Origin of the sequence: Rhodoplanes elegans (genome assembly GCF_016653355.1) — a bacterium.
Taxonomy (GTDB): Bacteria; Pseudomonadota; Alphaproteobacteria; order Rhizobiales; family Xanthobacteraceae; genus Rhodoplanes; species Rhodoplanes elegans.
The window spans coordinates 1-23,091 of record NZ_NHSK01000156.1 but is presented as its reverse complement, the minus strand read 5'-3'; the positions used below and the strand labels follow the sequence as shown (position 1 = coordinate 23,091).

33 protein-coding genes and 1 tRNA gene are annotated in these 23,091 nt (G+C 70.0%); 6 read left to right on the top strand and 28 right to left on the bottom strand.

Annotated features, from left to right (window positions below; genetic code table 11):
• Positions 1-27 precede the first annotated feature (27 nt).
• Positions 28-816: a molybdate ABC transporter substrate-binding protein gene (gene modA, locus CCR97_RS19480; protein ID WP_111356121.1), complete on the bottom strand. Its 789-nt coding sequence runs from the start codon at positions 814-816 to the stop codon at positions 28-30.
• A 394-nt stretch (positions 817-1,210) separates the two neighbouring features.
• On the opposite strand from modA, the gene CCR97_RS19475 reads away from it, so the two are divergent.
• Together CCR97_RS19475 and CCR97_RS19470 are read left to right on the top strand one after the other, a co-directional pair.
• Positions 1,211-1,284, top strand: a tRNA-Gln gene (locus tag CCR97_RS19475).
• Positions 1,285-1,385: 101 nt separating this feature from the next.
• Positions 1,386-1,655 carry a hypothetical protein gene (locus tag CCR97_RS19470; protein WP_111356120.1) on the top strand — a complete coding sequence of 90 codons (270 nt, stop codon included), beginning with the start codon at positions 1,386-1,388 and terminating at the stop codon, positions 1,653-1,655.
• A 179-nt stretch (positions 1,656-1,834) separates the two neighbouring features.
• Here the strand turns inward: CCR97_RS19470 and CCR97_RS19465 are convergent, their stop codons facing one another.
• From CCR97_RS19465 to CCR97_RS19435, 8 genes are all read right to left on the bottom strand, one after another.
• Entirely contained in the window at positions 1,835-2,101 is a 267-nt protein-coding gene (locus CCR97_RS19465; protein WP_111356119.1) for a hypothetical protein, read from the bottom strand.
• A gap of 63 nt (positions 2,102-2,164) precedes the next feature.
• The gene (locus CCR97_RS19460; protein ID WP_111356118.1) at positions 2,165-2,863 is read right to left on the bottom strand and encodes a hypothetical protein; all 699 of its coding nucleotides are present in this window, start codon (positions 2,861-2,863) and stop codon (positions 2,165-2,167) included.
• Between the two features lie 191 nt (positions 2,864-3,054).
• Complete coding sequence (locus CCR97_RS19455; RefSeq protein ID WP_111356117.1) at positions 3,055-3,540, bottom strand: hypothetical protein; 486 nt, start codon at positions 3,538-3,540, stop codon at positions 3,055-3,057.
• The gene (locus tag CCR97_RS19450) at positions 3,533-4,084 is read right to left on the bottom strand and encodes a hypothetical protein (RefSeq protein WP_111356116.1); all 552 of its coding nucleotides are present in this window, start codon (positions 4,082-4,084) and stop codon (positions 3,533-3,535) included. Before CCR97_RS19450 ends, CCR97_RS19455 begins: the two co-directional genes overlap by 8 nt.
• Positions 4,081-4,215 carry a hypothetical protein gene (locus CCR97_RS32135; RefSeq protein WP_274611540.1) on the bottom strand — a complete coding sequence of 45 codons (135 nt, stop codon included), beginning with the start codon at positions 4,213-4,215 and terminating at the stop codon, positions 4,081-4,083. Before CCR97_RS32135 ends, CCR97_RS19450 begins: the two co-directional genes overlap by 4 nt.
• Entirely contained in the window at positions 4,208-5,050 is an 843-nt protein-coding gene (locus CCR97_RS19445; protein ID WP_111356115.1) for a hypothetical protein, read from the bottom strand. Before CCR97_RS19445 ends, CCR97_RS32135 begins: the two co-directional genes overlap by 8 nt.
• Before the next feature lie 63 nt (positions 5,051-5,113).
• On the bottom strand, positions 5,114-5,347 hold the full coding sequence (locus CCR97_RS19440) for a hypothetical protein (RefSeq protein WP_111356114.1): 234 nt from the start codon (positions 5,345-5,347) through the stop codon (positions 5,114-5,116).
• Positions 5,348-5,394: 47 nt separating this feature from the next.
• Complete coding sequence (locus CCR97_RS19435) at positions 5,395-5,565, bottom strand: hypothetical protein (RefSeq protein WP_170145721.1); 171 nt, start codon at positions 5,563-5,565, stop codon at positions 5,395-5,397.
• A gap of 85 nt (positions 5,566-5,650) precedes the next feature.
• On the opposite strand from CCR97_RS19435, the gene CCR97_RS19430 reads away from it, so the two are divergent.
• Positions 5,651-5,881: a YlcI/YnfO family protein gene (locus tag CCR97_RS19430; protein ID WP_146618668.1), complete on the top strand. Its 231-nt coding sequence runs from the start codon at positions 5,651-5,653 to the stop codon at positions 5,879-5,881.
• 276 nt (positions 5,882-6,157) lie between these two features.
• On the opposite strand, the gene CCR97_RS19425 is transcribed toward CCR97_RS19430, so the two are convergent.
• The 18 genes from CCR97_RS19425 to CCR97_RS32340 form a co-directional block, all read right to left on the bottom strand.
• On the bottom strand, positions 6,158-6,913 hold the full coding sequence (locus CCR97_RS19425) for a hypothetical protein (RefSeq protein ID WP_111356113.1): 756 nt from the start codon (positions 6,911-6,913) through the stop codon (positions 6,158-6,160).
• The gene (locus CCR97_RS19420; protein ID WP_111356112.1) at positions 6,910-8,895 is read right to left on the bottom strand and encodes a tape measure protein; all 1,986 of its coding nucleotides are present in this window, start codon (positions 8,893-8,895) and stop codon (positions 6,910-6,912) included. The genes CCR97_RS19425 and CCR97_RS19420 overlap by 4 nt, the downstream gene beginning before the upstream one ends.
• Before the next feature lie 7 nt (positions 8,896-8,902).
• Positions 8,903-9,505, bottom strand: a complete 603-nt coding sequence (locus CCR97_RS19415; RefSeq protein WP_111356110.1) for a head-tail connector protein — start codon at positions 9,503-9,505, stop codon at positions 8,903-8,905.
• Between the two features lie 2 nt (positions 9,506-9,507).
• Positions 9,508-9,765 carry a hypothetical protein gene (locus CCR97_RS19410; RefSeq protein ID WP_146618667.1) on the bottom strand — a complete coding sequence of 86 codons (258 nt, stop codon included), beginning with the start codon at positions 9,763-9,765 and terminating at the stop codon, positions 9,508-9,510.
• A 2-nt stretch (positions 9,766-9,767) separates the two neighbouring features.
• On the bottom strand, positions 9,768-10,211 hold the full coding sequence (locus CCR97_RS19405; RefSeq protein WP_111356105.1) for an HK97-gp10 family putative phage morphogenesis protein: 444 nt from the start codon (positions 10,209-10,211) through the stop codon (positions 9,768-9,770).
• Positions 10,212-10,220: 9 nt separating this feature from the next.
• Positions 10,221-10,607 carry a tail completion protein gp17 gene (gp17, locus tag CCR97_RS19400; protein WP_111356102.1) on the bottom strand — a complete coding sequence of 129 codons (387 nt, stop codon included), beginning with the start codon at positions 10,605-10,607 and terminating at the stop codon, positions 10,221-10,223.
• Positions 10,608-10,698: 91 nt separating this feature from the next.
• Positions 10,699-11,484 (bottom strand): HK97 family phage prohead protease, encoded by a 786-nt coding sequence (locus tag CCR97_RS19395; protein WP_111356099.1) that lies wholly within the window; start codon positions 11,482-11,484, stop codon positions 10,699-10,701.
• Positions 11,481-11,681: a hypothetical protein gene (locus tag CCR97_RS19390; RefSeq protein ID WP_111356097.1), complete on the bottom strand. Its 201-nt coding sequence runs from the start codon at positions 11,679-11,681 to the stop codon at positions 11,481-11,483. Before CCR97_RS19390 ends, CCR97_RS19395 begins: the two co-directional genes overlap by 4 nt.
• Positions 11,671-11,991: a hypothetical protein gene (locus CCR97_RS19385; RefSeq protein WP_111356095.1), complete on the bottom strand. Its 321-nt coding sequence runs from the start codon at positions 11,989-11,991 to the stop codon at positions 11,671-11,673. The genes CCR97_RS19390 and CCR97_RS19385 overlap by 11 nt, the downstream gene beginning before the upstream one ends.
• Positions 11,984-12,553, bottom strand: coding sequence for a hypothetical protein (locus CCR97_RS19380; RefSeq protein ID WP_111356092.1), 570 nt, complete (start codon positions 12,551-12,553; stop codon positions 11,984-11,986). Before CCR97_RS19380 ends, CCR97_RS19385 begins: the two co-directional genes overlap by 8 nt.
• 14 nt (positions 12,554-12,567) lie before the next feature.
• Positions 12,568-13,092 (bottom strand): hypothetical protein, encoded by a 525-nt coding sequence (locus CCR97_RS19375; RefSeq protein ID WP_111356090.1) that lies wholly within the window; start codon positions 13,090-13,092, stop codon positions 12,568-12,570.
• 345 nt (positions 13,093-13,437) lie between these two features.
• The gene (locus CCR97_RS19370; RefSeq protein ID WP_170145720.1) at positions 13,438-13,602 is read right to left on the bottom strand and encodes a hypothetical protein; all 165 of its coding nucleotides are present in this window, start codon (positions 13,600-13,602) and stop codon (positions 13,438-13,440) included.
• A gap of 110 nt (positions 13,603-13,712) precedes the next feature.
• A complete protein-coding gene (locus tag CCR97_RS19365; protein ID WP_111356088.1) occupies positions 13,713-14,624 on the bottom strand; it encodes a hypothetical protein in 912 nt (303 codons plus the stop codon).
• The gene (locus CCR97_RS19360) at positions 14,614-15,573 is read right to left on the bottom strand and encodes a hypothetical protein (RefSeq protein WP_111356085.1); all 960 of its coding nucleotides are present in this window, start codon (positions 15,571-15,573) and stop codon (positions 14,614-14,616) included. The genes CCR97_RS19365 and CCR97_RS19360 overlap by 11 nt, the downstream gene beginning before the upstream one ends.
• The gene (locus CCR97_RS19355) at positions 15,570-15,893 is read right to left on the bottom strand and encodes a hypothetical protein (RefSeq protein WP_207199523.1); all 324 of its coding nucleotides are present in this window, start codon (positions 15,891-15,893) and stop codon (positions 15,570-15,572) included. The genes CCR97_RS19360 and CCR97_RS19355 overlap by 4 nt, the downstream gene beginning before the upstream one ends.
• Before the next feature lie 257 nt (positions 15,894-16,150).
• The gene (locus CCR97_RS19350; RefSeq protein WP_111356083.1) at positions 16,151-16,405 is read right to left on the bottom strand and encodes a helix-turn-helix domain-containing protein; all 255 of its coding nucleotides are present in this window, start codon (positions 16,403-16,405) and stop codon (positions 16,151-16,153) included.
• A 126-nt stretch (positions 16,406-16,531) separates the two neighbouring features.
• Positions 16,532-17,254 carry a hypothetical protein gene (locus CCR97_RS19345; RefSeq protein WP_146618666.1) on the bottom strand — a complete coding sequence of 241 codons (723 nt, stop codon included), beginning with the start codon at positions 17,252-17,254 and terminating at the stop codon, positions 16,532-16,534.
• Entirely contained in the window at positions 17,244-18,404 is a 1,161-nt protein-coding gene (locus CCR97_RS32340; RefSeq protein ID WP_170145719.1) for an integrase family protein, read from the bottom strand. The genes CCR97_RS19345 and CCR97_RS32340 overlap by 11 nt, the downstream gene beginning before the upstream one ends.
• Positions 18,405-18,777: 373 nt before the next feature.
• Here CCR97_RS32340 and CCR97_RS19335 point away from each other — a divergent pair, with 373 nt between their 5' ends.
• From CCR97_RS19335 to speB, 3 genes are all read left to right on the top strand, one after another.
• Positions 18,778-19,698 carry a lipase family protein gene (locus CCR97_RS19335; RefSeq protein ID WP_170145718.1) on the top strand — a complete coding sequence of 307 codons (921 nt, stop codon included), beginning with the start codon at positions 18,778-18,780 and terminating at the stop codon, positions 19,696-19,698.
• Positions 19,699-19,952: 254 nt separating this feature from the next.
• The gene (locus tag CCR97_RS19330; protein WP_111356077.1) at positions 19,953-20,516 is read left to right on the top strand and encodes a pyruvoyl-dependent arginine decarboxylase; all 564 of its coding nucleotides are present in this window, start codon (positions 19,953-19,955) and stop codon (positions 20,514-20,516) included.
• A gap of 16 nt (positions 20,517-20,532) precedes the next feature.
• Positions 20,533-21,438: an agmatinase gene (speB, locus tag CCR97_RS19325; protein WP_111356075.1), complete on the top strand. Its 906-nt coding sequence runs from the start codon at positions 20,533-20,535 to the stop codon at positions 21,436-21,438.
• A 99-nt stretch (positions 21,439-21,537) separates the two neighbouring features.
• On the opposite strand, the gene CCR97_RS19320 is transcribed toward speB, so the two are convergent.
• On the bottom strand, positions 21,538-23,091 hold a 1,554-nt coding region (locus CCR97_RS19320), incomplete at its 5' end, for a S10 family peptidase (RefSeq protein ID WP_201159768.1).

The window sequence follows — 23,091 nt, the reverse complement described above, 5'->3', positions numbered from 1 at the left end:
CGGCGCGGGACGGACCGGCGGCCGGGCTCAGTGCCCGGCCGGCTTCAGCACCGTGAAGCCGCCCGCCTCGAACACGGCACGGGCCTTGGGCTGCGAGAGATAGGCCAGGAACTTCGCCGGGGCGTCGCCCTTGGCGGTCGCGGTCAGGGCGAACGGGTAGACGATCGGGGCGTGCGAGTCGGCCGGGAGCACGGCGACCACTTTTACGCGCGGCTCGACCTTGGCGTCGGTCTCGTAGACGATGCCGAGCGACGCCTCGCCACGCGCCACCAGCACCAGCGCGGCCCGCACGCTCTCCGCCTGGGCGAGATTCGGCTCGACCTCGCCCCACAGGCCGAGCGTCTGCAGCGCCGCCTTGGCGTACTTGCCCACCGGCACCGAGGCGACCGCGCCGGTGGCGAGCCGGCCGTCGCCGAGCGCCGCCTTCAGGCCGTCCTTGGTGAGATCGACCGTGGCAAGCTTGCCGTCGGTCGGCGCCACCACGACGAGGCGGTTGCCGAGAAGGCTGACGCGCGACTTCGGATCGATCAGCTTCTTCTGCTCGGCCCAGTCCATCCATTCGAGGTCGGCGGAGGCGAACAGGTCGGCCGGCGCGCCCTGCTCCATCTGGCGCGCGAGCGTCGAGGAGGCCGCGTAGGAGAACCGCACCGGCTGCTTGGTCTCCGCGGTGAACTGCTTGGCGATGTCGTTCAGCGCGTTCTGCAACGAGGCGGCGGCGAACACCGTGACGGGCGCACTGTCCTGAGCCGCCGCGGTGAAGCCGGTCGACACGGCGAGCAGCGCCCCGACCAGGGCATGGACGAGCGGACGAATCATGACGGGCACTCCTGCTGGGCGGCGCCCGTCCGGGCGACCCGGTCGACCGACCGGGTCGAGGATCGCGCGACGGCGCCGTGCTGTATCATATTGGATATAGCTACCAGGCCCGTGCAGGGTCAAGCGAGCGGCTGTCGACGGAAGCACTGGCCACCAAGCTCGCGACCAACGGCCCGCGCTCGCGGCGCCCCCGCTGCCCACCCGCCATCGCCCTGGCACCCATCCGGCCACGAGCGGCAGGATGCCGGTCGGCCCCCGCATCGCGCGCCTGCCACAGACCCCCTAGACCCGAGGACGGAGACTCGCTAAAAGAACCGCCGCCGACCCCGATCCCGGAACACGTTTCGGGACCGGACGATTTCCGAGTGCAGCGACTGATGCCGCTCGGGAGTCTTGGGGGATAGTTTAATGGTAGAACAGCGGACTCTGACTCCGCTAGTCTTGGTTCGAATCCAGGTCCCCCAGCCACCAATTCACATTTCTCGTCAGGTACTTGCGTTAGAGCGGGTCACGGGCCGGAAGGCCGGGTCACAGGCGGGTCACAGCTTTTCGGCGCACCGCCTGGGGACATGAACCTCGCCCTCCGCCCGACCGAGATCCCGACCGGCACGCCCCTGCCCGACGACTGGACCGTGGTCACAGACGGCCGTGCGATCGGTCGCATCATGCGGGTGCAGCGCGCCGGCGGGTCGTGGGCGTGGTTCTGGTCGTTCTACCTGTTCCCGAACAGCGCGGCCGACCGCGGCGACGCCGACAGCCTGGACGCGGCCAAGGCGGCGTTCCGAGCCCGTGTCGAGGCGGTCGGGCCGTTCGACCCGGCGACGATGCGCCGGGAGTAGTCCTGCGAGGCAATTGACGCTCCGGTTGCGTCCGGACAGGTTGCGCGACGCAGATTTCAACGGTCCCGCCGACCATCGAATCTGCCCTCGCCTCGGCCTTCACGGCCGGGGCGAGGCTCCGAACGAAAAGGGCCGCCCCACCGGAGCGGCCCTCAAACGTTCGCCGGGATCATGACGCGCTACTCGGGCCGCTTCCCGCTGATCGCCTCCACCAGCCGCATGACCTGCTCCCACTGCTCAGGGGACAGCGTCTCTGCCTCGTGGGCGGCACGAAGGCCGGGAAGTAGCTCCAGCGCCATCGCGGCAACCGCCTCTTCCTGGCCCTCGATAGCGTGGCACTCGCAGGATGTGCGGCACCACTGCTTCATCTCGTCGGCGCTGAGCTCCGGGTGCACAGCGGCGTAGTTCGCGAACTGCCTCGCAGCCTTCTCGACTTGGTCGGTCATGGTCCCTCCTCTCGCATGCGGCTTGTACAAGCGCCCGCCGTGCGGACCCGGCGGGCTGGGTCATCATTCGCGGGTCTCGCCACTGGCGTAGGCCTCGAAGCGCTTCCGATACGATTCGAGCGTTGAATCCGGGTCCACCGTGGCGTTGGCGAGCGCGTCAGTTCCGAAGCGGTCTTCACAGTACCGTTCGATGAGATTCGCGACCTCGGCGAGCGCCTCGATGCAGGTCTCACGACTCCATTCACCGTCGTTGTTGTGGGCGCGGAAAGTCGCAGCAATGTCCCATGCGTGGACCAACCCCTTCGCGTTCCGGATGTCGCTATCTTCCATGCAGCGCTCGGCGCAGCGCATCATCCAGTTGTTCACCGATGCCTTGTTCTCAGTGGCCTCGCGCTCGATCCGGCGCTTAAAGGACTCCGGCACCCGGACGTAGATCGTCGCGCCGGGCGAGTCCTCGGCCGCGGCCTCGGGCGGGTCGCCAAACGGGTTCTGGAAGATCTCGACATTATCGATCTCCAGAATCCACTTCTGCGCCTGCTCCACGCTCATCGGCGTAACCGTCGAGTATTCGCGGGCTTGTTCCTTCTGTTCGCGCTGATTCCATACCTTCTTCGCGCCTTCCTCGACTTCGAAGAACGCTCCACCGCGGGTCTGATAGAGGGTGGCCACGCAATCGACATTGTCGTCGTTCTCGAAACAGTACCGACCGATCTTGACAGACGTGTCGGTGTTGTAGGTGACCCCGTTCACAATCCGCTTCATGACTCCCTCATATGCTTGCGCTTGTCGGCCATCGATAAGCATGCACATACAGTACACTCATATGCTTGCATGTCAAGACAGTTGCATGCATGTGATAACGGCCCAACAGCCGGCATGTGAAGACCCGCCCGGCCGGAGCCGAGCGGGCGGTGCTGGTGGTCAGGCCTCGGCCGCCACCGACCGGCGTTCGATCACGGCCGCCCGTCCAAAGCGACCGCCTCGGCCGGAACCTTCGGCCAAGCGAGGCGCTCGGGTGGGATGACGCCGATGAACTTGTGCATCGCCAAGAGGTCGGCGCACCGGATCTCGAACCGCCGAGGCGGGTGCGTCATCTCCACGGCGAGGAACGGTTCGACCTCGGACCCCGGGACGTCCTGGTGGGGGAACGACACCCATGACGGCGGCTCCCTCACCAGTCGCTTCACGCGAGCCTGATGCGGCCCCGCCGGCACCCTGCCGGGCCGGAACCACAGCACGACGATATCGCCCCGACGTGGCCGCTCGGCCGTGGTGAATCCGAGCTTGGCCCCATTCGGCAGTTCGGCACCCATGCAATCCCCGTCGGCCGTGAGGGCGTAGACGTCCGGAAACTTGGCAGGATCGACGAACACCGGCGCGACGGGGGGCCCGACCGGGCGGCGCTGGCGGCGAGCGTCCGAAGGGGTGTGGTCACGCATCGGCCGCCCCTCCCGCCTTCGCGGCCGCCGCCTTCACGATGAGCCCCGTCAGGGTGCCGGTGCAGAGCCAATCGAGATCCACCCCGTAGGCCGCGGCGAAGTCGCGGATCGCTTGGTCGGCGTCCTGATCGTCGCGGCTGTTCTCGTCGTAGCTGCCCGCCAGCCGCGAGCACAGCGCGATCACCCGGTCGCCCGCCTCGCCGTCATAGGCGAAGCCCGGCCCGACGTGGCGCGCCCGGAGCGTCTCGTCGACCAGCACCAGCCGGCCGAGCATCGCCGTGAAGGTGGCGCGCGGGTCCGGCGCGGACTCGACCGCAGCGGGTGCGCCGTCGTGGCCGAGGCGAACGATCTGCATCCGCTGATCCTCGACGGCTTCCAGGCGCTCGCCGATCACCTCGGCCAGTCTGAACATGGCGTGCCGCTCCGGAACCTGCAGCGAGCCCGCCGCGAGCATGACGGCGCGCACGAGGTCGCGGGCGGCGTTCAGGCTCTCCTCCATGTCGAAGGCGATGTCCTGTGCGCTCACGGGCTTGGTGTCTTTCATGGTGCATTCCTCCGGAGGATGGTGACGCCGCAGTGCTGCGGCAGGGCGGCCGAGGCCCGGCCGGCGGCGAAGCCGGCGAGGGCCGAGACGATCGCGGCGAGGACGGCGATCGCGGCGAGGGGCTCAGGCATCGGCTGCGCCTCCCCCCTTCGCGTCGATGACACGCAGCACGGCGCCGACCAGCGCGGGGCCGAGCACGACGCCAGCCGTCGCCGGGTGCGTCGCCTCGCCGAACGCTGCCGCCACACGGGCGATAATCAGAACGCCGGCCGGGGTGGCCGCCTCCGTGTCGCGCACGTTCTGCGCCAGCGCCTCGAGATCGCGCTCTGCCGCGCGAAGCGCTTCCTTGGCGGCCGGGAGGCCGGACATCTCGATCGCGGCGGCCCGCGCCGACTCGTGCTGCTCGGCCAGGGCGAGGAGGTGTCGAACATGCCTGCCCTGCCGCGACCGGGGCGACGCGGCCAGCCACCCCTCCTCGATCGCCTCCTCGATGTAGCCGGCGGCGTAGATCGAGCGGCCGCGCGGCTGCTCCCACCGACCGCTCGCGTCCCGCCAGCCCGGGGGCCGGACCGGCTGGCCCTCGACGTCGACCTCCTCCCGGACGCAGGCATGCAGGTTGAGCACGAAGGGCTGCCGGCCATCCTGGTGCACCAGATCGGCGGGAACGGCCGGGCACAGCGCCTCGGCTCGGGCGCGCGCCTCGGCCTTCGCCGCCTTGGCGGCGCGGAAGGCGTCGAGCGCCGGGCCGACCTTCTCGCCGAGGGCGACCAGGGCCGGGTCCTCCGGCGTCACCGGCGAGCTCGCGGCCGGCACCGCGGCGGCGGTTCCGAGGCCGGCGACAGACGCTCCGGCGAGCGCCCCAGCGGCGCGGCCGAGGAAGGTGCGGCGCGACGCGAGCCGTCCGGATGCGGCGTCGTCCGGGCGTGCGGGGTCGTTCGGGCGCGAGGCCCGTTCGGTGGTGCTCATGGTGTTCTCTCCTGGTGCTCGGCCTGAGGCCGCCAGGGCGTCCCGCGAGGCGCCCGGACTGCATCACGCGGCGACGGCACTCTCCTGCACCGGCGGCGCCGGGATCGGTGTCTGCGCCAGATCGAGGCGCTGCGCAGCCGCGACGCCGGCGTGCCACGCCATCGCGTTGGTGTGGTCGCCCTCGGGGTGCGGGGCCTGTCGGGCACTCTCGGGATAGCCGGCCAGCGCCGCGGCGAACTCGTCGCGGGCGACCAGGGCGGGATCGAAGTCGGCGAGGATGGCGGCGAGGTTTGTCATGGTGTCCACCGTGGTGGGGCGAGGCCCGAAGGCCCCGCCCTGCCCCCTCACTTCCGGTCCTGCAGCTCGCCGATGACCTGGACCTCGGCGATCAGCTCGGCCCGCTTCCGGTCGCTGGTGGTGGCGGCCACCTTCTCGGCCAGGCGGTCGGCTCGGACCTGCAGCTCGGCGGCGCCGGCGTGCTGGTGGCGGGCGATCAGGGTCTTGCGGCTGGTCATCTGCGGTTCCCCTTGCTTCGGTATCTCGTATGAGTTATTTATCTCATATGAGTTTCGACCCGTCAATATCTCATATGAGAAAAAGATGACCTCGACAGAAAATCTCGTATGCGATACCCCCCGGCGCGTGGGACGGAAGAAACGATGGGCCGAGGACATGCAGGCGAGGTTTCCTGAGGGGACCTTCGACCGCATCGCCGCCGTGCTGTCCGATGGTGAGGACCGGACGGATTTCGTCCGCGACGCGGTCGACCGCGAGCTGGCACGCCGGGAGCGAATGAAGGCGCGGCAGGCCGAGCGGGACGGCGGCGAGTAGCGGACGGGCCGGTCGGTCATGGCGACCTCCTGGTGGCTGCTGATCCTCGGGCCGGCCGTGGTCGCCGCGATCATCATCTTCCTCGAAGACCGGTGGCCGGACGACTGGCACAAGGGCGGGTAGCTCCTCGCGCGCGGGCGCGGCCTCAGCGCTCGCCCCCGGCGAGCGAACAGAGCCGAGCCGGGGGCGAGACGGCGGCCGGAGCCCGTGAGCCCCGGCCGCCCTGCCCCGCCGGTTCGTCCGCGGTCGGGGCGACTACTCGGAAAAAAAATCGGTTCAGTCCCGCGCGGGCGAGACGGCTGCGGTCCGGGCACCGGCGGCGATATCCACGTGCCCCCCTCCGGGCCTGATCGGCTCCCCGATGATGTCCGGCCAGCGGTGCACGATCGTGCTGATGATCCGGGGCTGCCCGTCCACCATGGTCAGCGTCGTCGACTCGACGAAGCCGCCGACAACGTGCCCCGGCGCGCTGTCGTCGCTCATCGTGACGGACCGCCCCGGCTCGGCCCGCTGCACCTCGAAGAAATCGATGATCCGGTCCGGCGTGATGGCGACCCGATCGTCGACCAGGAACCCGGCCGCGGTCAGGGCCTCGTCGGACGGCATCGGCAGGACGACGCAGTCGCCGAGCCGCTCCAGCGCCGGCACCGCGTCGCCGTCTTCATCCGTGATCAGGCATTGCCACAGCTCGAACGCCGAGCGCGCGGCCGACCAGCCACCCGCGACGACGAGCGCGCTACAAGGCCGGCCCCGGCGGACCGTCCCGCGAAGGTAAGCGCGCGTCGCGTGGACGTCGTCGGCGAGACGGCCGAGCATGTCGTCGAAGTCGCGCCAGAGCGGCGACCGGCACATCGCCATGGTCTCGGTGAAGCCCTCGCACCCGAACCCGACCAGCAGCGCCGGAACGTGCGTGAGGCGGACCACCTTCGAATGAAGCGCGAGCAGGCGATAGCTGTCGCGCGGGTCGAAGGTTGCGCCGTCCGAATGAACGACGATGCCGCTCGGGTCGGCGCTGATGATGGCTGCACTCATCGTGTCACCTCGATCGTGTAGCGCCTCGGCGGCTGGACCGTGAGGCAGGTTTCACCGAAAGCGGCGAGGCCCGGACTGAGCCGCCGCGGCTCGACCAGCCCGCCCGAGGCGAACGCCGCCAGGCGGCCGCCGCTGTTGATCGCCTCGAGCAGCGGCAGGCTCCGCCGCGTCGCCGCAGCGTTCACGACGTACTCGCCGCGGCTCAGCCGGGCCGGGACCGAATCCGACGTGGACGAGCCCGGCCCATGCACCAGCCCGCCGCCCGCGAATCCCTTGAACAGCGTGGTGATCAGCGACAGGATCCCGCCGCCCGCGCCACCTCCGCCGGCGCCGCCCGCGCTCGTCGGGCCGAGCAGCGACATGAACGTCTGATCGATCATTCGATCCATCATGCGCTCGGCCAGCCGCTCCAGCGCATTGCCGAGTGCTTCAGTGGCGCTGACCCCGGCGCGCATGTCGTAGAGGAACCCTTTCGCGAATTCGGCCGAGGCGCTCGCCATCTCGCGCTGCGCGTCCTCCAGCTTCTCGTGCGCCTTCCTGGCCTCGTCGAGCTTGGCGGCCTGCTCGGCATAGGCGGTGCCGACCGCCTCGATCTTGGCCCTCAGCTCGTCGCTGACCGGGATCTCGTTCTTCTTCGCCTCGGCTAAAAGCTCGTGGATGGTCCGCGCCCGCTCGGCCTCTCGCACCGACTTGCCGACCACCTCCGTTTCGACCTGCAGGGCCGCGGTGCGCCGCTCGACCGACTTTATCTCGTCGTCGATTTTCTTGGTGTCCTTCGGCGGCTTCTTGATCTCGCCCGGCGCGCCGCTCATGTCGTAGAAGGCCGCCACTTCCTCCGGCTTGGTCGCCAGCGGCTTGCCGAGCCCACGCCGCAACATCGCCTTGCCGCGCTCGGCCTCGCTGGTGTTGTCCCGCAACGTCGAGATCGCGATGCTGATCGGCGTCAGCTCGCCGAGCTTGTTGAGCAGATCATAGAGCGGCTTGACCTTCTTCAGCGCGTTCTCGGCTTCCTGCGCGAGGTAGGCGCCCCAGCCCTGCGCCCCGGCCTTCAGTTCCTCCATCTTGGCCCCGGTGCCGGTGAGCGCTTCCGAGATCTGCCGCGTGATCCCGGCGCCCTTGTCGAACTCGCCGACCAGCGCGGTGAATGCCGTCTTTGCGTTGGTGAAGGCGTCGGCCACGGTCGGGACGGTCTTCCCGAATGCGGCGTCGATCTCGGAACTCGCCTTCAGCATCGCCCGGAGAATCACGTCGCCGGTCAGCTTGCCCTCTTCGCCGAGCTGCTTCAGCTTGCCGGTCGTAACGCCGAGTTCCTTGGCGAGCGCTTTCGTCAGGAGTGGCGCGTTCTCGCGGAGCGAGCGCAGCTCGTCACCCTGCAGGACGCCCGAACCGATCGCCTGCGACAACTGCAGGATTGCCGAGGACTGCTCGGCAACCGAGGCGCCGCCCACCTTCATCGCTTTCGACACGGTCTCCGTGATCCGCGTCGCTTGTGCGGCGCTGAGGCCGTACTGCTCCGCCGCCAGCGTCAGCTTGGAAAAGAGGTCGACGACGGGCTCGAGCCCGGTGCGGGTGCGCAGCGCGACGGCCACCAGCTCGTTGAGCTGGTCGTTGACCTTCTCGGCGGGTGCTCCGGCGCCGGCCATTTTGTTTGCATATTGCTGCCAGGCGTCCGCGCTCTGCACGACCTCGCGGACCGTGAGAGCCACGCCGACCGCCGCGGCCAGCCGGCGGAACACCGCGGCAGCCGCCATTCCGCGTTCCGCGCTCTGGTTCAACGACTGTCGCAGCCGCGTGAGCACGGCATCGGCCCGCAGCGCCGAGGCGCCGAGCCCGTCGAACGTCCGGGCGCTCGGGCCGAAGTGTTGTTTGAGCAGCGCGGCGGTGCGCCGGCTGTCCGCCTCGATCTTGCGAATCGAGCTGTCGAACTTCCGCGAGTTCGCCTCGAAACTGGCGACCAATCGCGCGATCTGAACCTCGGCCATGGTTCACCTATGCCCAAGACGGGGTGTAACGGGTCGCGACGGTGTGCGGCCGCAGAAGATGGTCGGCGTTGCCGGCGACCTTCGCCGGGTCGGCCTCGCGGTTCGCGTCACGGTGAGACGCGAGCAGAACGATCGCGTCGGTGACGTCGGGCGGCACGTCGGCGGCGCTGGCATAGCCGACCGTGAACTCGATCTGGACGGCGCGGCGGCTGTCCTGCAGCGCGGGCCGCATGGTCAGCCCCGGAACCAGCGTCCAGACCTGTGCGTCGCGCACCAGCCGCAGCACGTCGGCCGCGGTGGTGACGAGAGCGCCGTCCTGATCACGATGCTTCACGGTTACCGCGGACTCGGGGCCGTCCTCGGGATCGTACCGCAGCGGCGGCGCCGGGAGCTCAACATAGGAGAGCGGCCAGTCGGGCAGGAACAGGCGCAGCGTGCGGCCGAGGATCGACAGCTTCGTCCGCTTCTCGGCCTGTGCCGTGGCCGCGGCGATGAAGGTGTCGAGCAGCGCGTCCTCGGTCGCCGAGGATCGGCGCATGTTGGCCCGTAGCGTCGCGGCGTCGAGCAGGCGCCACGGCAGGGTCGACACCACCTCGAGGTCTGTCGGCATTGTCACTCCCTCGCCCCGGTCGGCAGGTTGCCCGCGATCGCGATCACCGTCAGGGCAGCGTCGTTGAGCGCCGCAGCGTCGGCGGCCAGACGCTTCAGCGTCGCCTCGGCCTCGGCGACCGCGGCGGCCTGATCCTCTGGCGCGAGGAAGGCGATCATCTCGGCCAAGCGCTCGTCCCGCTCCTCGCCGGGCATGGCGACGTTCGCCAGCATGAACTCGGCGAGCCGCGCCGCAATCTCATTGATCGTCGTAATCGACATGATCACCCGCCCTCGGCGTGCCGGCGGGCAACGGCGCGCATCGCCTTGTTCATTCTGCGGGAAAACGCCCGCTTCTGCGCCCGGTAGGCCGGGAAGAAGTAGGGGTGCGGCTCACTGCCGGGGTGGCGCGCACCCTTGAACTTACCGTCGACGGTGTGAGGCTTCGTCCCGTGTTCGACCAACGCGCTGTGACGCGCTCCGGTATTACCGCTCGTCACATGTGTCGCGATCTCGCTCCGGCCACCACCCGCGAATTGCGCATGCGCTGGCGGCGGGCCGCTGCTCGCCACGATGCTGTCACGCAGGCGGCCGGACTTGACCGGCACCAGCGCCCGCGCCAGCGTCACCATCTCGGCGGCCGCCCTGGTCGTCTCGGCCTGCAGCGCGGCCTTGCTCTCCGCGCTCAGCGCCCGAAGCGTGCGGGCGAACTTTTCGAGACCTTCCACCTTGCCCTCCTACAGCGCGACCTCGAGGTCGATCAGCCGCACGGCCAGCTTCAGCTCGTCGACCCACTCCCCATCGTCGCCCGTCACCGTGATCAGCTCCACCCGGCGCCCGTCGACCTCGCCGGAGAACCCGCCGAGCCGCGCTATCACGAGGCGGCCGATCTCGTTGGCGCCGGCCACCGTGTCGGCTCGTGCCGCCACCACCACCCGATGCTCGACCGGGTCGCCGTCGAGGTCGAGCGTCTCGTCTGGATCGGCCGAGACCGGGATCACGAGCAGGTTCGGCACCCGCGCGCCCTGCGGCACGGCGAGATGAAAGACGCGGCCGCCGACCGCCGCCGTGATGGCCGGGTCGGCGAGAAGGTGGGTGCGCACGAGGTCGACCGGGCTCAGCATTGGGCGCCATCCTGGTGAGAGGTGCCGGCGGCGCTCGCGCGTCGCCGGGCCGTTGTCGGAGCCGCTTCACCCCGGGCCGCGGCTCATCACGTCACCGGAGGATGACGGACCCGTCTGACATCCGCACCAGACGCACGCCGCGGCTCTGCGCCGGCATCGGCAGGGCGTGCGCGGTGCCGTCGAGCGTCCGGCGAGCCGCCGCCTCGGCGTCTCGCGCGGCGGCCAGAAGCTCGTGCTTGTCGTGATAGGTCTTCGCCGGCGCGTAGGGTCGGGTCGCGGCGAGCGTCGCTTGAGCCGCGGCGCCGGCCAGCGTTGCCGCGGCGCCGGCCTGGGCGGCGGTGGCACGCGCCAGCGCGCGGCGGCGCTCCGTGTCGGAAAGGTTCACGCTCTTGCCTCCTGACGAAGAGATCACGCCGGCACCGCGGTTGCTCGGCGCGGAAACCCAACTGATCTCGATCAACTCGGCTTCGATGATCCGGAACCCACCGCCCTGCATCGGCTCGGCCTTGATCGGAAGGAAGCCGACCGACACCGATTTCAGGATGCCGGCCTGAACCAGGGCGCAGACCTCGTCGGCGAGGACGGAAGCCCCGGGTGGAGCAAATCGGCATACCGCCTCGAGCCGACCGTTCGTCACGCGCAGATTCTCCGCCGCGCCGACGATGGCCCGGCGGTCGTGGCTGAACAAAAAACACGTCGGCGCGGCGTCGAGCCGCCAGCCGCCCGGCTCGATCCGGTCGCCGTCACGGTCGACGTTACCGTCGCTCGCGACCACTCGGAACGTGCGCTGATCGCCACCCACGTTCTTGTCGACGATCGAGCCGGCGACGCCGATTCCGGCGAACGCCTTGCGGATGATTTTGTCTTCGGTGCTCATTTCGTCTCGTATCCGGTCGATCCTGCCCCAACCGTGTCTGCGATGCCGCTGGCAACCATCGTCTTCGCCTCCGCCTTGCTGACGGGGACGACAGATCCGGCCGCGTAGCCTTGCCAAGCGCGGCGCAGACACACCCGCACCCTGTCGTCGCCGCCCTCGCCGGGCCGCAGCATCTTGTCGCGCGCGTCACGCTGCATGGGTCGCCTCCTCTGCGGTCGGGCGCCGCGCCGCACCGCTCTGGAACAGCAGCGCCGCAACGGCGCCGTCGACCTCGACCGCCTCGCCGCGGGCCCGGCCCTGCCAGTCTTGCGTGAGCACCATCCGGACCGGGCGACCCGGCGGGAACATGGGCGCCGCGCCCCGGCCCTGCCTCTGGGGTGCCGAGGTAGCCGGGATGGCGACGCCGCGCCGGATCAGGGAATCGGCGGTGCTCTGGTCGACGGCGATCACGGCGTCGGCGGCATGGCCCGACCAGTCCTGCCGGAGCCGCACGGTCACGTCACGCATTCGCCTTCTCCCGCTTCTTCGGCGGCTTGGACGACTTGGCCTCGGCCAGCTCGGCCTTGACCAGTTCGGCCTCCAGGCACGCAATGTTGCTGTTGAGGATCGGCGCGGCGAACTCGTCGCTCGCGATCGGCGGCGAGTCGATGCCGTCGAGATGACGCTGGGAGGCGGTCCAGGCATCGCGAATCCGCCGGCCGTGCGCCGTGAACTCGGCGTATGCGGCCGCATAGGCGACGAGCGCGTCGAGGTAGGCGAACCGCGCCTTGCGCCGCGCCGCCAGCGCGTCGGCCGCGACCCGGGCCGCCAGCGCCTGCTCGACCAGCGGCGTAACGACCTCGAGCCGCTCGATCATCAGGCTGTGCGTCTGGATCTCGCGATCGAGGGCGAAGATCTTGTCGTCGTCGGCGTCGAGAAGCAGCGCCTCGCGCATCCGGCCGAGCTCGACGATCTGATCCTCGGCCACCCGCTTCGCGGCCTGCGCGTCCTGCGCCTTCTCGCGGATCTGGTCGGCCGTCGCCGCGGCGACCGCGTCCGGATCGCGAATCCACTTCAGCACGTCCGACATGAGCGCCTCCTAGGTCATCTGTGCGTGGAATCTGCGCGCGGCGCTTGGCCACGAAAAGGGGGGGTTTCGTGGCCAAGCTGATCAGGGACGTCGGCGACCTCGAGGATGCGCCGCACGGTGCGCACCGACAGCGGCTCGCCATCGTTCATCGCGACCGCGATCCACATCTCGGCCCGCCCCGCGGCACCGTCGACAGGCGGCTCCGAAAGCCGCCGATCGGTCCGCCAGCCGGTCGCCGCGTAGTGCGTGAGCCGGCGCGCGACCAGCTCCGCCCGGCGTGAGTCGGGCCCGTCGACCTGCCCGGCGAGTGCGCGCACCGCGTCATCGCGGCGTGCCCGGCGTTCCGTCCGCCACCAGTGCTCGCCACCGCGACCCGGCACCAAGCCGAGCACGTCGTCGAGCGTCACACCTTCCGCGGCGCCGTCCAGATACGCGCCGAACCTGTCCGCGAGCCACGCCGCATCGGCCGCCGTCAACGCCTCACCGGCCGCCAGGGCGGCGGCGAGACGGCGGAGGCGATGGGCGGCGGCGAGAGTCATCGGATCAAAAAAAGTCACTTTGGGCAGACGGAATTTTCGGAGGACAGCGACGGTCCGGGGGAAACGGCCTCGACCTTAACGAGAGGTGGTATGGGGGTCGGGGTCCGGCCGAGCCTCGCCATGGTCAAACCTTCCCCGCCAGCCGCCCGACCTCGGGCGCTGCGGTCGAGCCGCACGCCGAGCACCGCGGCGAGCGCGATAGGGCTGCCTCCCGGACCGGGCCGACATGACCGCACGCAGGGCAGCACGCGAGCACCAGCCGATCGCTCGGCGGCGGGGCGACTCGGTGCTCACGCTTCGGGCGATCGCTGGTCTCGGTGATGGTGGTGGTTTCGTCCGTCACGATCAGCCCTCCGCCTCTTCGACCCACAGGTCGCTCACATCGTCGTCGAGCTCGCCCACCCGCAGCCGTGCCAGCACCTCGGCGGCCGCGGCCTCGCGCGTCGCCCTCGCGCTCCGGCGCCGGCCGCTGGTCGGGGTCTCGACCGTGATCACGTCGCGCACCTGCATGCGCTCGCCGCAGCCCGAGCAGCGGAGCCAAGCGTCGGGCGCCGCCGAGCACGGAACAGCGCCACGGTGACGGCACCGCGGGCACTGAGCGGGGTGGCGGTCTGGCGTCGTCACGGCGGCGCGGCCTCGGCGCTGGCCGCGCTCTGCGCAGCCTCGGCGACGTTAGGTGCCGGCACGTAGCCGCGCTCGTCCGGGAGCAGACGCCGGAGTTCTCGGCGCCGCACGACGACAAACCCGAAGTCGTCGAAGTCCACGGCCGCCTCAGAGGTCGACACCTCGGGGCCGGGCTCGGCTGCCGTGCCGACGCCGTAGTCCATGCCCCCCCACTGCACGTGCTTCACCCGGTCGCCGGGCTGGACCGGCTTCCGGCGCTCGGATTCTCGCGCCTGCTCGGCCTGCTGCGCCGCCCACATGACGCGCCGCTGGTCGAGCACCTGCCGCAGATCGGCGACGGCGCCCTCGATCGCGTCCGCGGCGGCGAACCGCCGGAGCCACGTCGCACGCGCCCGCTCGATCGCGGCCAGGGCCTCGCCGATCGCCGGCACGAACCGCCGCTCCGGTGCGCGCCGCAGCTCGCGCATCGCGGTCTCCAGCTCGATCGCCGTCGGCTCCATCGCGTGGACCTCGGCGACCAAGATCCGGGCGAACGTCCCAGGGTCGGCGTGGCCGGACGGGAACGCGGCGAGCAGGATCGCCACCGACGCCGCGACGGTCTCGACCCGCAGCGCGCCGTCGCGGGCATACGCGGTGCGCGGATCGAACGCGGCGCGGTCGCGGCGAAGCTGGTCGACCATGGCGGTGGTCTCGGGACCGGTCGCCTCGGCGATGAGCGCCTCGAGTCCGGCGATCTCGCCGGCCGATGTCCAGTCGGCTCGCCCGCCGATCCGGGCCTGCCGCAGCCGCAGGTGCAGCGCGATCAGCCGATCACCGGCCGCGGCGAACCGGTCGAACTGCCTGAGGTCGGGCGGGCGGATAGAGGTCGGCGCGCCGCCGCCGCGCTGAGTGGCTAGGTCAGAACCCATCGTCGTCGCCTCCGAACCCGCCGGCCGCGATGTCGAGCGCCGCCATCACCCCGGCCGCACGGTCGGGCCGGTGGCCGTGCTGTCGCCCGCCGCGTGGCGTCGGGTCGTCGAGCCATCGCTGGCCGCGGATCCATGTCGCCGGGTGCGCCGTGTAGCGCTCCTCCTGCCCTGCCCGCTCGGCGGCGTAGCGTTGGGCGCCGGCAATGATCTCGCCCGGATCTGTGCCGGCCTTCAGCGCTGCGGTGAACGCGCGCGCGGCGTTGGCCTTGGCGATGTGGCGCGGGTAGATCGACCAAAACTCGGCGAAGGCCTCATCGGTCTGCCCGTCGCCTGCCTGCTTGGTGCGCCGCTTGGCGCTGGTCGGCCTGCCGGTCGCTAACTGCTCGATCTGATCGGCGAACAGTTCGCCGTCATGGTCATCTCGCCTCGCGCGCTCGCGCGCAGAGTTAGATAGTTCCTTCGGTAGTTCCTTCGGTAGTTCATTAGATAGATTGTAGGACAGCCCTGTCCGGTTTTCTGGCGGATTCTGTCCGGTTTTCCGACCAGGATTGTCCGGTTTTTCTGCCACGGCTGTCCGGTTTTCCCGGCGAATAACCGGGCGCTGCTGTCCGGTTTTCTGCCCGGAAAAACCGGGCAACGCCGTCCGGTTTTCCATCCGGTAAACGTTCGTCTGGTGGCGGCCCCGGTGTTCCTCGATCGAGAGGTATCCGGCCGCGACGAGTTGACCGGCGAGCCGCCGCACGTTGCGCGGATCATCGGACCCGATCGCGGTGGCCAGGGTCGCTTGTCCAGGCCATGCCTCGCTCGTGCACGTCTCGAAGTTGAAATACTGACTGATCGCGAACGCGAGCCTGAAGGCCGCGGCCGGCAAGGACCGGTCGGCGCAGATCCGGCCGAGCCAGGCGAACACCTCGCGCGTGAACTCCTTCCGGCCGGCCTTACTGCTCACGTCGGACTCCCGTCCGCCGGCGCCAGGCGGTCCAGGGCGGCGCCGAGCGGCCCGTTCGCCCGGCCGGAGCCGTCACGACAGAGTGCGCGCCTGATCACGTCGACCGGTGCCCCGTACTGCAGGGCTATCGAGGCGACGATTGCCGCGTCGCGGGCCGCGGTGTCGGCGGCGCTGCCGAGCTTGGGCGACGTGATGAACACCTTGCCGAGGTGCCCGTCCTCGTATCGCGACGCGGTCACGATGTAGGTGAGCCCGGCGACCTCAAGGTCGAACGTCTCGGATGCGCGGCGCTGGGGGAGACGGCGGCGGCCGATCGTCACGACCACCTCCCGGGCAGCCGTCGCCGGGTTCGCTCGGGCTCGCCGGGCTCCGGCTCGGGCCGGCCGCTGCGCAGTCGAGCCCGGGCCGCGGTGTCGCGCTCGCGGGCCTCGCGGACTTGCGGCAGCTCGGCCGGTTGCGGCTGGTGCGTGGGGTCGGCGATGGTCGGGGTGATCTCGCCGCCCGGCTGATCAGCATCCCGACGCCCGTGCCCCGTGTCCGCGGGGGCGGGCGTCGCCGTGTGACGGGGGGCCATTGATCACGCCGCCCCCTGCAGCGAGGCGCCACGAGCAGGCTTGACCGACGGTTTCGGGAGCGCGCGCGCCTCGGCGGTGCTGGTCACACGGCACGACTCGATCCACGCGTCGAGGTCAGTACGGCGATAATAGATCCGGCCGCCCAACTTACAGAACGTTGGTCCGGCCCCGGTCGAACGCCATCCGGCCAGGGTGTTCACAGACCTGCGCGTGTAGGCGGCAGCTTCGGCAGGCGGCAGCAAATCAGACGTCGACATATGCGCCCTCTGGATTGCGAGGCGCTGTCAACTGGTGCGACGGCGCCTCGTGTGTTGCGTGGCGCCCCGGTAATTAGTGGGATTTTGTGCTCAGCGATAACCCCTGTTAGGTGTGACTCCTGGTCCCTAATTTCCGACTGCCGATCGGAGCCGTTCTAACTCGCCGATCAGAATCGGCGCCCGCTTGAAGTCCGCAATCGCACGAGAAATCTGCTTCAACGTTGGCTGGCGGACCGGATCGATTGCGGAAACGAAATAGGCCACGAATCGTGTTGCTGGGGTTTCATTCTTTGTCTCGTAGACACGAAATCTCCATCTATCCTTCATATGACTAAACAAGAGCCAATACATACGAGCAGCCGGCCAATCCTTCGCATTGGAGGATAACCGAAGCGCTCTAAGGTACGATTTCTCGACCTCGACCAGATCAACCCCGATCGCCGACCGTTTTGCTCCGGCCGCAAGAAGTTCGAGCATCGATGGCGCGGCGTAGGCCCACCGGAGCATTCGCGAACGCGTCTGCCGATCTTCAGCATCATGCCCCACAATCTCATCTTGATCGATGAATGAGACCCACCTCGGATACGACCGCAGGGAGCGAGCCAATTCATCCGCCAACCTTCCAATCAGGATTGCTTTTTCAGTGTGCTCGGAAGGCGTGCCATCCTTTTCAGCAATTCTTTCGTTTCGATACTGGGACGCAATTCCGAGCAGAACTGAACGCCGTTCCTGGTCCTCGCGGAAGGCTTTGTTGCCGAGTGCGTCAAGAGCGTCCCATTGATCGGGCGTCAGATCGCGCCAGCAATGTTCAAAAATCTCCTGTGCAACCTGCATAGGATTAGCTGACACGGCTCCCTCCCCGCTTCATCGGCACCACCACGGCGCCGACCGCCGCCGCCTGCTCGGCCGCTGCCTTCCGCCGCGCGGCGTCGCTGTGGAGGTAGATGCTGGTGGTCTGGATCGAGGCGTGCCCGAGCAACGCCTGAACCGCGGCGAGGTCAACGCCGCGCCCGAGCGCCCCGGTCGCCGCGGTGTGGCGGAACGCATAGGGCGGAAAGCGGGGAACCTTCGCCCGGTCCTGCACCAAGGTCAGCATCTTGTGCACGGCCGCGATCGGCTTTCCGAACCGCCGGCCGACGAACACGAACGGGCAACCCTCGACCTTCGGCGTCGCCCGCAAGATCGCGATGGCCTCGTCGGCGAGGTAGATCGGGCGCTCGCCCGCCTTGCCGATCACCTTCATCTCGCGGGCCGCGTAGTCGACGGCCGACCATTGCAGGGTGCGGACCTCGCCCGGCCGCAGGCCGCAGACCAGCGCCAGGCGGAACAGGTTCGCCAGCCATGGCGACACCTTCCCCTCGGTCTCCATCTCAGCGAGGGCGCGTCCGAATGCGGTCAGCGTTTCGACCGAGAGGGCCTTGTTCCGCTTCGTCGGCTTCTTGGTCTTCACGTCGCTGGCCGGGTTGCGATGGCTGTCCGGCAGGATTCTCGCCTTCTTGGCGAAGTTGATCGTCTTCCGGATCAGCGACACCGCGAAGGACCGATTGCGCTCACCGTTCAGGCCGAACACGAACGCCTCGACGTCGGCCACCGTGATGTCCGCGACGGCCATGTCACCGAACTTCGCGAGGATCGGCTTCATGCGTTCCGCGTACGATTCCCGCGTCGCCTCGGCGAGCTTGTGGGCGTCGACTTCGGTCGCGAGCTTGTCCCACACCGCTCGGAACATCGCCCGGTCACCGGCATCCGTCACGGTGGCGTCGGTGCCGGCGCGCGCGGCCAGGAGGATGCCGGCCGCCTTCTCCCGGGCCTTCTCGAGGGGCTGCAGGTGAACCGAGCCGAGCGACACCCGGCGGCGCTTGGCGCCGACCGTGAAGTCGACCATGTACGACACCTGCGTCTTGTTCACCCGGACGCAAAAGCCGCGGAGCTCGTCGTCCCAGAGGAACCGCCGAGGGCCGGGCTTGAGCTTGTTGATCTCGGACTTTGTGAGGCGCACGCGACCGACTCCGTTGGTCTGGCGGCGCGAATCCGTCGATCTAGATCCGAGCCCGGGTCACAGATCAGGTCACGCCTGGGTCACGGCCGGAACCATAAAACGGCATAAGGAGCCACAACAAGAGGTAAGTACGACACAGTCCACACCTAAGAAAATCAATGACCTAGCAATTTCCCAAAACCAGCCACAAGGTCAGGTGGTGGCCTCTGACTCCGCTAGTCTTGGTTCGAATCCAGGTCCCCCAGCCACTCCCTCCGACCACCGCATAGTTCGCCACGATCGCGCCGCCAGGCTCTTGGCCGGCGGGGCGCCTCTGGTCATAGTCGCGGATCATGGCTCCGGCGATTCCCGTCGCACGCTCGGCGGTGGGGTGATGACGTTTCTGGTCCGCCTGCCGCTCGAATTCTATCCGGCCGACGCGCTCGATGGCCTCGCGCCGCACGAGGGATTCGACCTCGGCACCGCGCGGGCCACCGCCTGGGCCGCGCAGCTCGCCTACGAGGACGAGCCGGAGAAGCTCGACGCCGTCGCGGCGCGATGGCGGGTCGCGCTCGCCGCCTTCAGCCCGCCGACCGGCGCGGCGCTGCCGATGCCGCAGACGCGCGGGATCGTGCTGCGGCGCCCCGGCATCACCATCCTGGCCTTCGCCGGCACCGACCCGCTGGTGCTGGCGAACTGGCTCACCGACCTGCTCTTCTTCGTCAACGACGACGGCCTGCACGGCGGCTTCGCGGCGGCGCTCGCGGCGGCCTGGACCGACGTCGCCGCCCTGATCGCCGACCACGACCCGTCGCATCGGCTGCTGATCACCGGCCACAGCCTCGGCGGGGCGCTCGCCGTGCTGGCCGCCCAGCAGGCCGTCATCGAGCACGTGCTGCTGCCCGAGGTCTACACGTTCGGCATGCCCCGCGTCGGCACCGAGGTCTTCGCCCGCGACTACGACGCGGTGCTGGGCGCCCGCACGTTCCGTCTGGTCCACGGCGAGGACCTGGTTCCGGCCGTGCCGCCGAGCGGCCTCGGCTTCCATCATGTCGGCTGCTGCCTGACCTGCCCGCGCCACACCCGCTTCGACGCGACGCTCCTGAAGCCGCCGCCCTGCGACGACCCGCAGCTCGTGCCCGGCCTGCAGAGCGCGCTGCGCGAGGGGGTGCGCCGGCTGGTGTCGCTGTCGCTCGATCCGCTGATCCGCTCCGACCTCAAGGGTAAGGCGTCGCGCCTCCTGGCGCCGGCGCTCGGCGACCACCTGCCCGACCGCTACTGGCAGGCGTTGGAGCCGGAACCGGTCGCATCCTGACGGCGATGGCCGACAGGCGGCCCGCCGGTCGCGAAGGACGTTTTGCGCGCTCACGCAGACCGTCCGGAGGGGCGGTCCGCAGCGGCGCTCGCACGCCGAAGGTGTCATGGCCCGGCCCGGGTGCGGACCTTCCACGCGGTCCGCCTCCGCGGCGGTCGTCGCGATGTCCCCTGGCTGGGTCTCCGCGTTGTCGGACTGTCGCCATTGTGGTCCATTGTTTTCTGCCGACCGACGGACCGTCCCAAGGAGGCGCGATGTTTCCGGTTCCGACCCAGGTTTTTCTCACCCGCGGGGTGGGCATCCACAGGCAGCCGCTCACCGCCTTCGAATATGCGCTGCGCGACGCCGACATCGAGCAGCAGAACCTCGTCACGGTGTCGTCGATCCTACCGCCGCGCTGCCGGCTGATCTCGCGCGAGGAAGGCGTGCCGACGCTCGCCCCCGGCGAGATCACCTTCTGCGTGATGGCGCGGGCCGAGACCAACGAGCCGGGCCGCCGAATCGCCGCCTCGATCGGCCTCGCCCGCCCGAAGGACCCGGCCGTCTACGGATACATCTCCGAGCACCACGGCTACGGCATGACCGAGCACCAGGCCGGCGACTATGCCGAGGACCTGGCCGCCACCATGCTGGCTTCGACGCTCGGCATCGAGTTCGACCCCAACGCCGCCTGGGACGAGCGCCGCAAGCTCTACGAGACGACCGACCTGATCGTCGACACGCTGTCGATGACCGCGGCGGCGACCGGCGCCGACACGGGCGAGTGGACCTGCGCGGTCGCCTGCGCGGTGTTCCGCTTCGCGCCGCTCGCGGCGTGAGGGAGCGGAGCCCCGCATGAGCCTCTCGCCCGCCACCTTCGCACTGCCGGCGACCTTCCTGGGGCTGGCGGCATACGATCGCGCCGCGACCTTCTGCGTCGCCGGCATCCCGCTCGACGTCGGCACCACGAACCGCTCCGGCGCCCGCGACGGACCGGCGGCGATCCGGCGCGCGAGCCGCATGTTGGTCGACGGCGCCCACCCGGTGCACCGCATCGAGCCGGCGATGATGCCGGTCGCCGACATCGGCGATTTCTCCATCGCGCTCGGCGACATCGCGAAGAGTCTCGATCTGATCGAGCGCCAAGCCGCCGCGGTCGGCCACCTGATCGCGCTCGGCGGCGAGCACGGCATCACGCTGCCGCTCCTGCGCGCGCTGGCGAAGCGCACCGGGCCGCTGGCGCTCGTCCACTTCGACGCCCATGTCGACACCTGGCCGGACAATTTCGGCCAGCGCTACGCCCACGGCTCGGTGTTCTTCCACGCCATCGAGGAAGGCCTGGTCGACCCGCGGAAGACCATCCAGATCGGCATCCGCTCGCCGATGGGCACCGACGTCTACGACTGGACGCTCGCCCGCGGTGTCCGGATCGTTCCGGCCGAGGCCGTGCACGAGATGGGACCGGCCGCCGTAGCGGAGGAGATTCGTGCCGTGGTCGGCGCTGCGCCGACCTATCTCTCGGTCGACGTCGACGTGCTCGATCCCGCCTTTGCGCCCGGCACCGGGACGCCGGAGATCGGCGGGCTCGCGAGCTGGCAGCTCCTCGCCGTCCTGCGCCGGCTCGGCGATCTCGACTTCCGCGGCATGGACGTGGTCGAGGTGGCGCCCGCCTACGACGTCGCCGAGATCACCGCGCTCGCCGCCGCCACGGTCGCCTGGGAGTATCTGGCCCTGATGGGGACGAAGGCCGCCACTGCGTAGCGCGGTAGGGTGGGCAAAGGCGCGGAACGCGCCGTGCCCACGCTGTCTGACCATCGGCGGGAAACCGCGTGGGCACGCCGCTGCGCGGCTTTGCCCACCCTACCGAGCAACCCCCAGCGCCGCGCGAAAGAAGGCCTCGGCGTCCTGGCGGAAGGCCTTTCGCGACACGTCATCCGAATAGAACATGTGGCCGCCGCGATAGACCTTCAGGGCCAGCCGGTCGGCCTCGCCATACACCGGGAGCTGGTCGAGGATCTGCTTGGTGGCGAAGTACGGCGTGACGAGATCGCTCGCCCCGTGGACGACCAGAATGCGGGCGGCGCGATCGGCCGACAGGATGGTGCGCACCTCGTCGACCACCTCGGGCGACGCGCGGCCGCGGCCCCAGTTCCACTGGCCGTTCACCTCGCCGTTCAACAGCCGATAGGGCTGGTCGTGGCTCCATTTCAGCGGGCCGCGATAGAGCTCGGTCATCGCCGCCGTCAGCGGCGCCTTGGTCGAATCGAGCACCGGATCCGGAAACTGGGTACGGGCCGCCGAGGGCGTCGGATCGAAGGCCGTGACGGTCGCGTCGTAGGCGCTGCCGACCAGGCCGCGGTCGCGGAACAGCTCGCGCTGGAACGTGCGGGTGTCGATGCGGCCGGCGAGCCGGCGCACCAGCGCCGGGTCGAGGCCGGTGAGCGCCGCGACACGGGCCGAGAGGCGCTCGACCGCCTCGCGGTCGCGCTCGCCCTTGACGAGATCGGCCAGATAGTCGGTCGCGGCGTAGTGCTCGGCCTCGGCGAGCGCGGCCGGCGAGAAGGCGCCGCGCGCCTCCAGGACCGCCGCCGCCATCGACGGCAGGGCGTAGGTCCAGGTCGTCGGCAGGTGACGTCGCTGGGCGAGGGTCGCGAAGTCGAGCACGGGCGAGATCAGCACGAGGCCGCGCACCCCGATGCCCTGGTCGGAGGCGAGCTCGCGGGCGAGCTTCGGCACCCGGAAGCCGCCGTAGCTCTCGCCGACCAGAAACTTCGGCGCGGCGCGCCGGCCCGTCTGGTCGATCCATTTGCGCAGGACCACGGCGAGCGCCTCGGCGTCGCCGTCGACTGACCAGAACTGCCGCCGCGCCGGCTCGCCGCCGACGATCCGGCTGAAACCGGTGCCCGGCGGGTCGACGAAGACGAGGTCGGTGAAGTCGAGCCAAGTCTCGGCATTGGGCAGCAGCACGGGCGGAGTCGAGACGGAGGCGCCGTCGAGCGGCAGCCGCCACGGGCCGACGGCGCCGATGTTGAGATAGGCCGAGGCGGCCCCGGGGCCGCCGTTGAACAGGAAGGTGACGGGGCGCGCGGCGGCGGCCGTGCCGGCGGGCGGCGCCATCGTGAAGGCGACGTAGCCGACCTCGGCGCGCAGCGGACCGCCCTCCCCCTCGAACAGCGGGATCGAGCCGGCCGTCGCCTTGAAGCGCAGGGTGCGGCCACCGAGGTCGAGCGAGTGCTCGGTGGTCGAATCGCTCGGCAGCCGGCGGACATTGGCGTCGCGTTCCGGCCGGGCCTCGGCGCGGCTCTCGGCCCGCGGCGCGGCATCACCGGCCGGCCGGGTCTCGGCCGGGCGGCTCTCGGCAGGCCTGGTCTCGGCCGGTCCGTCTGGGCGCTCGCCGTGCTGCACCCGACCGTC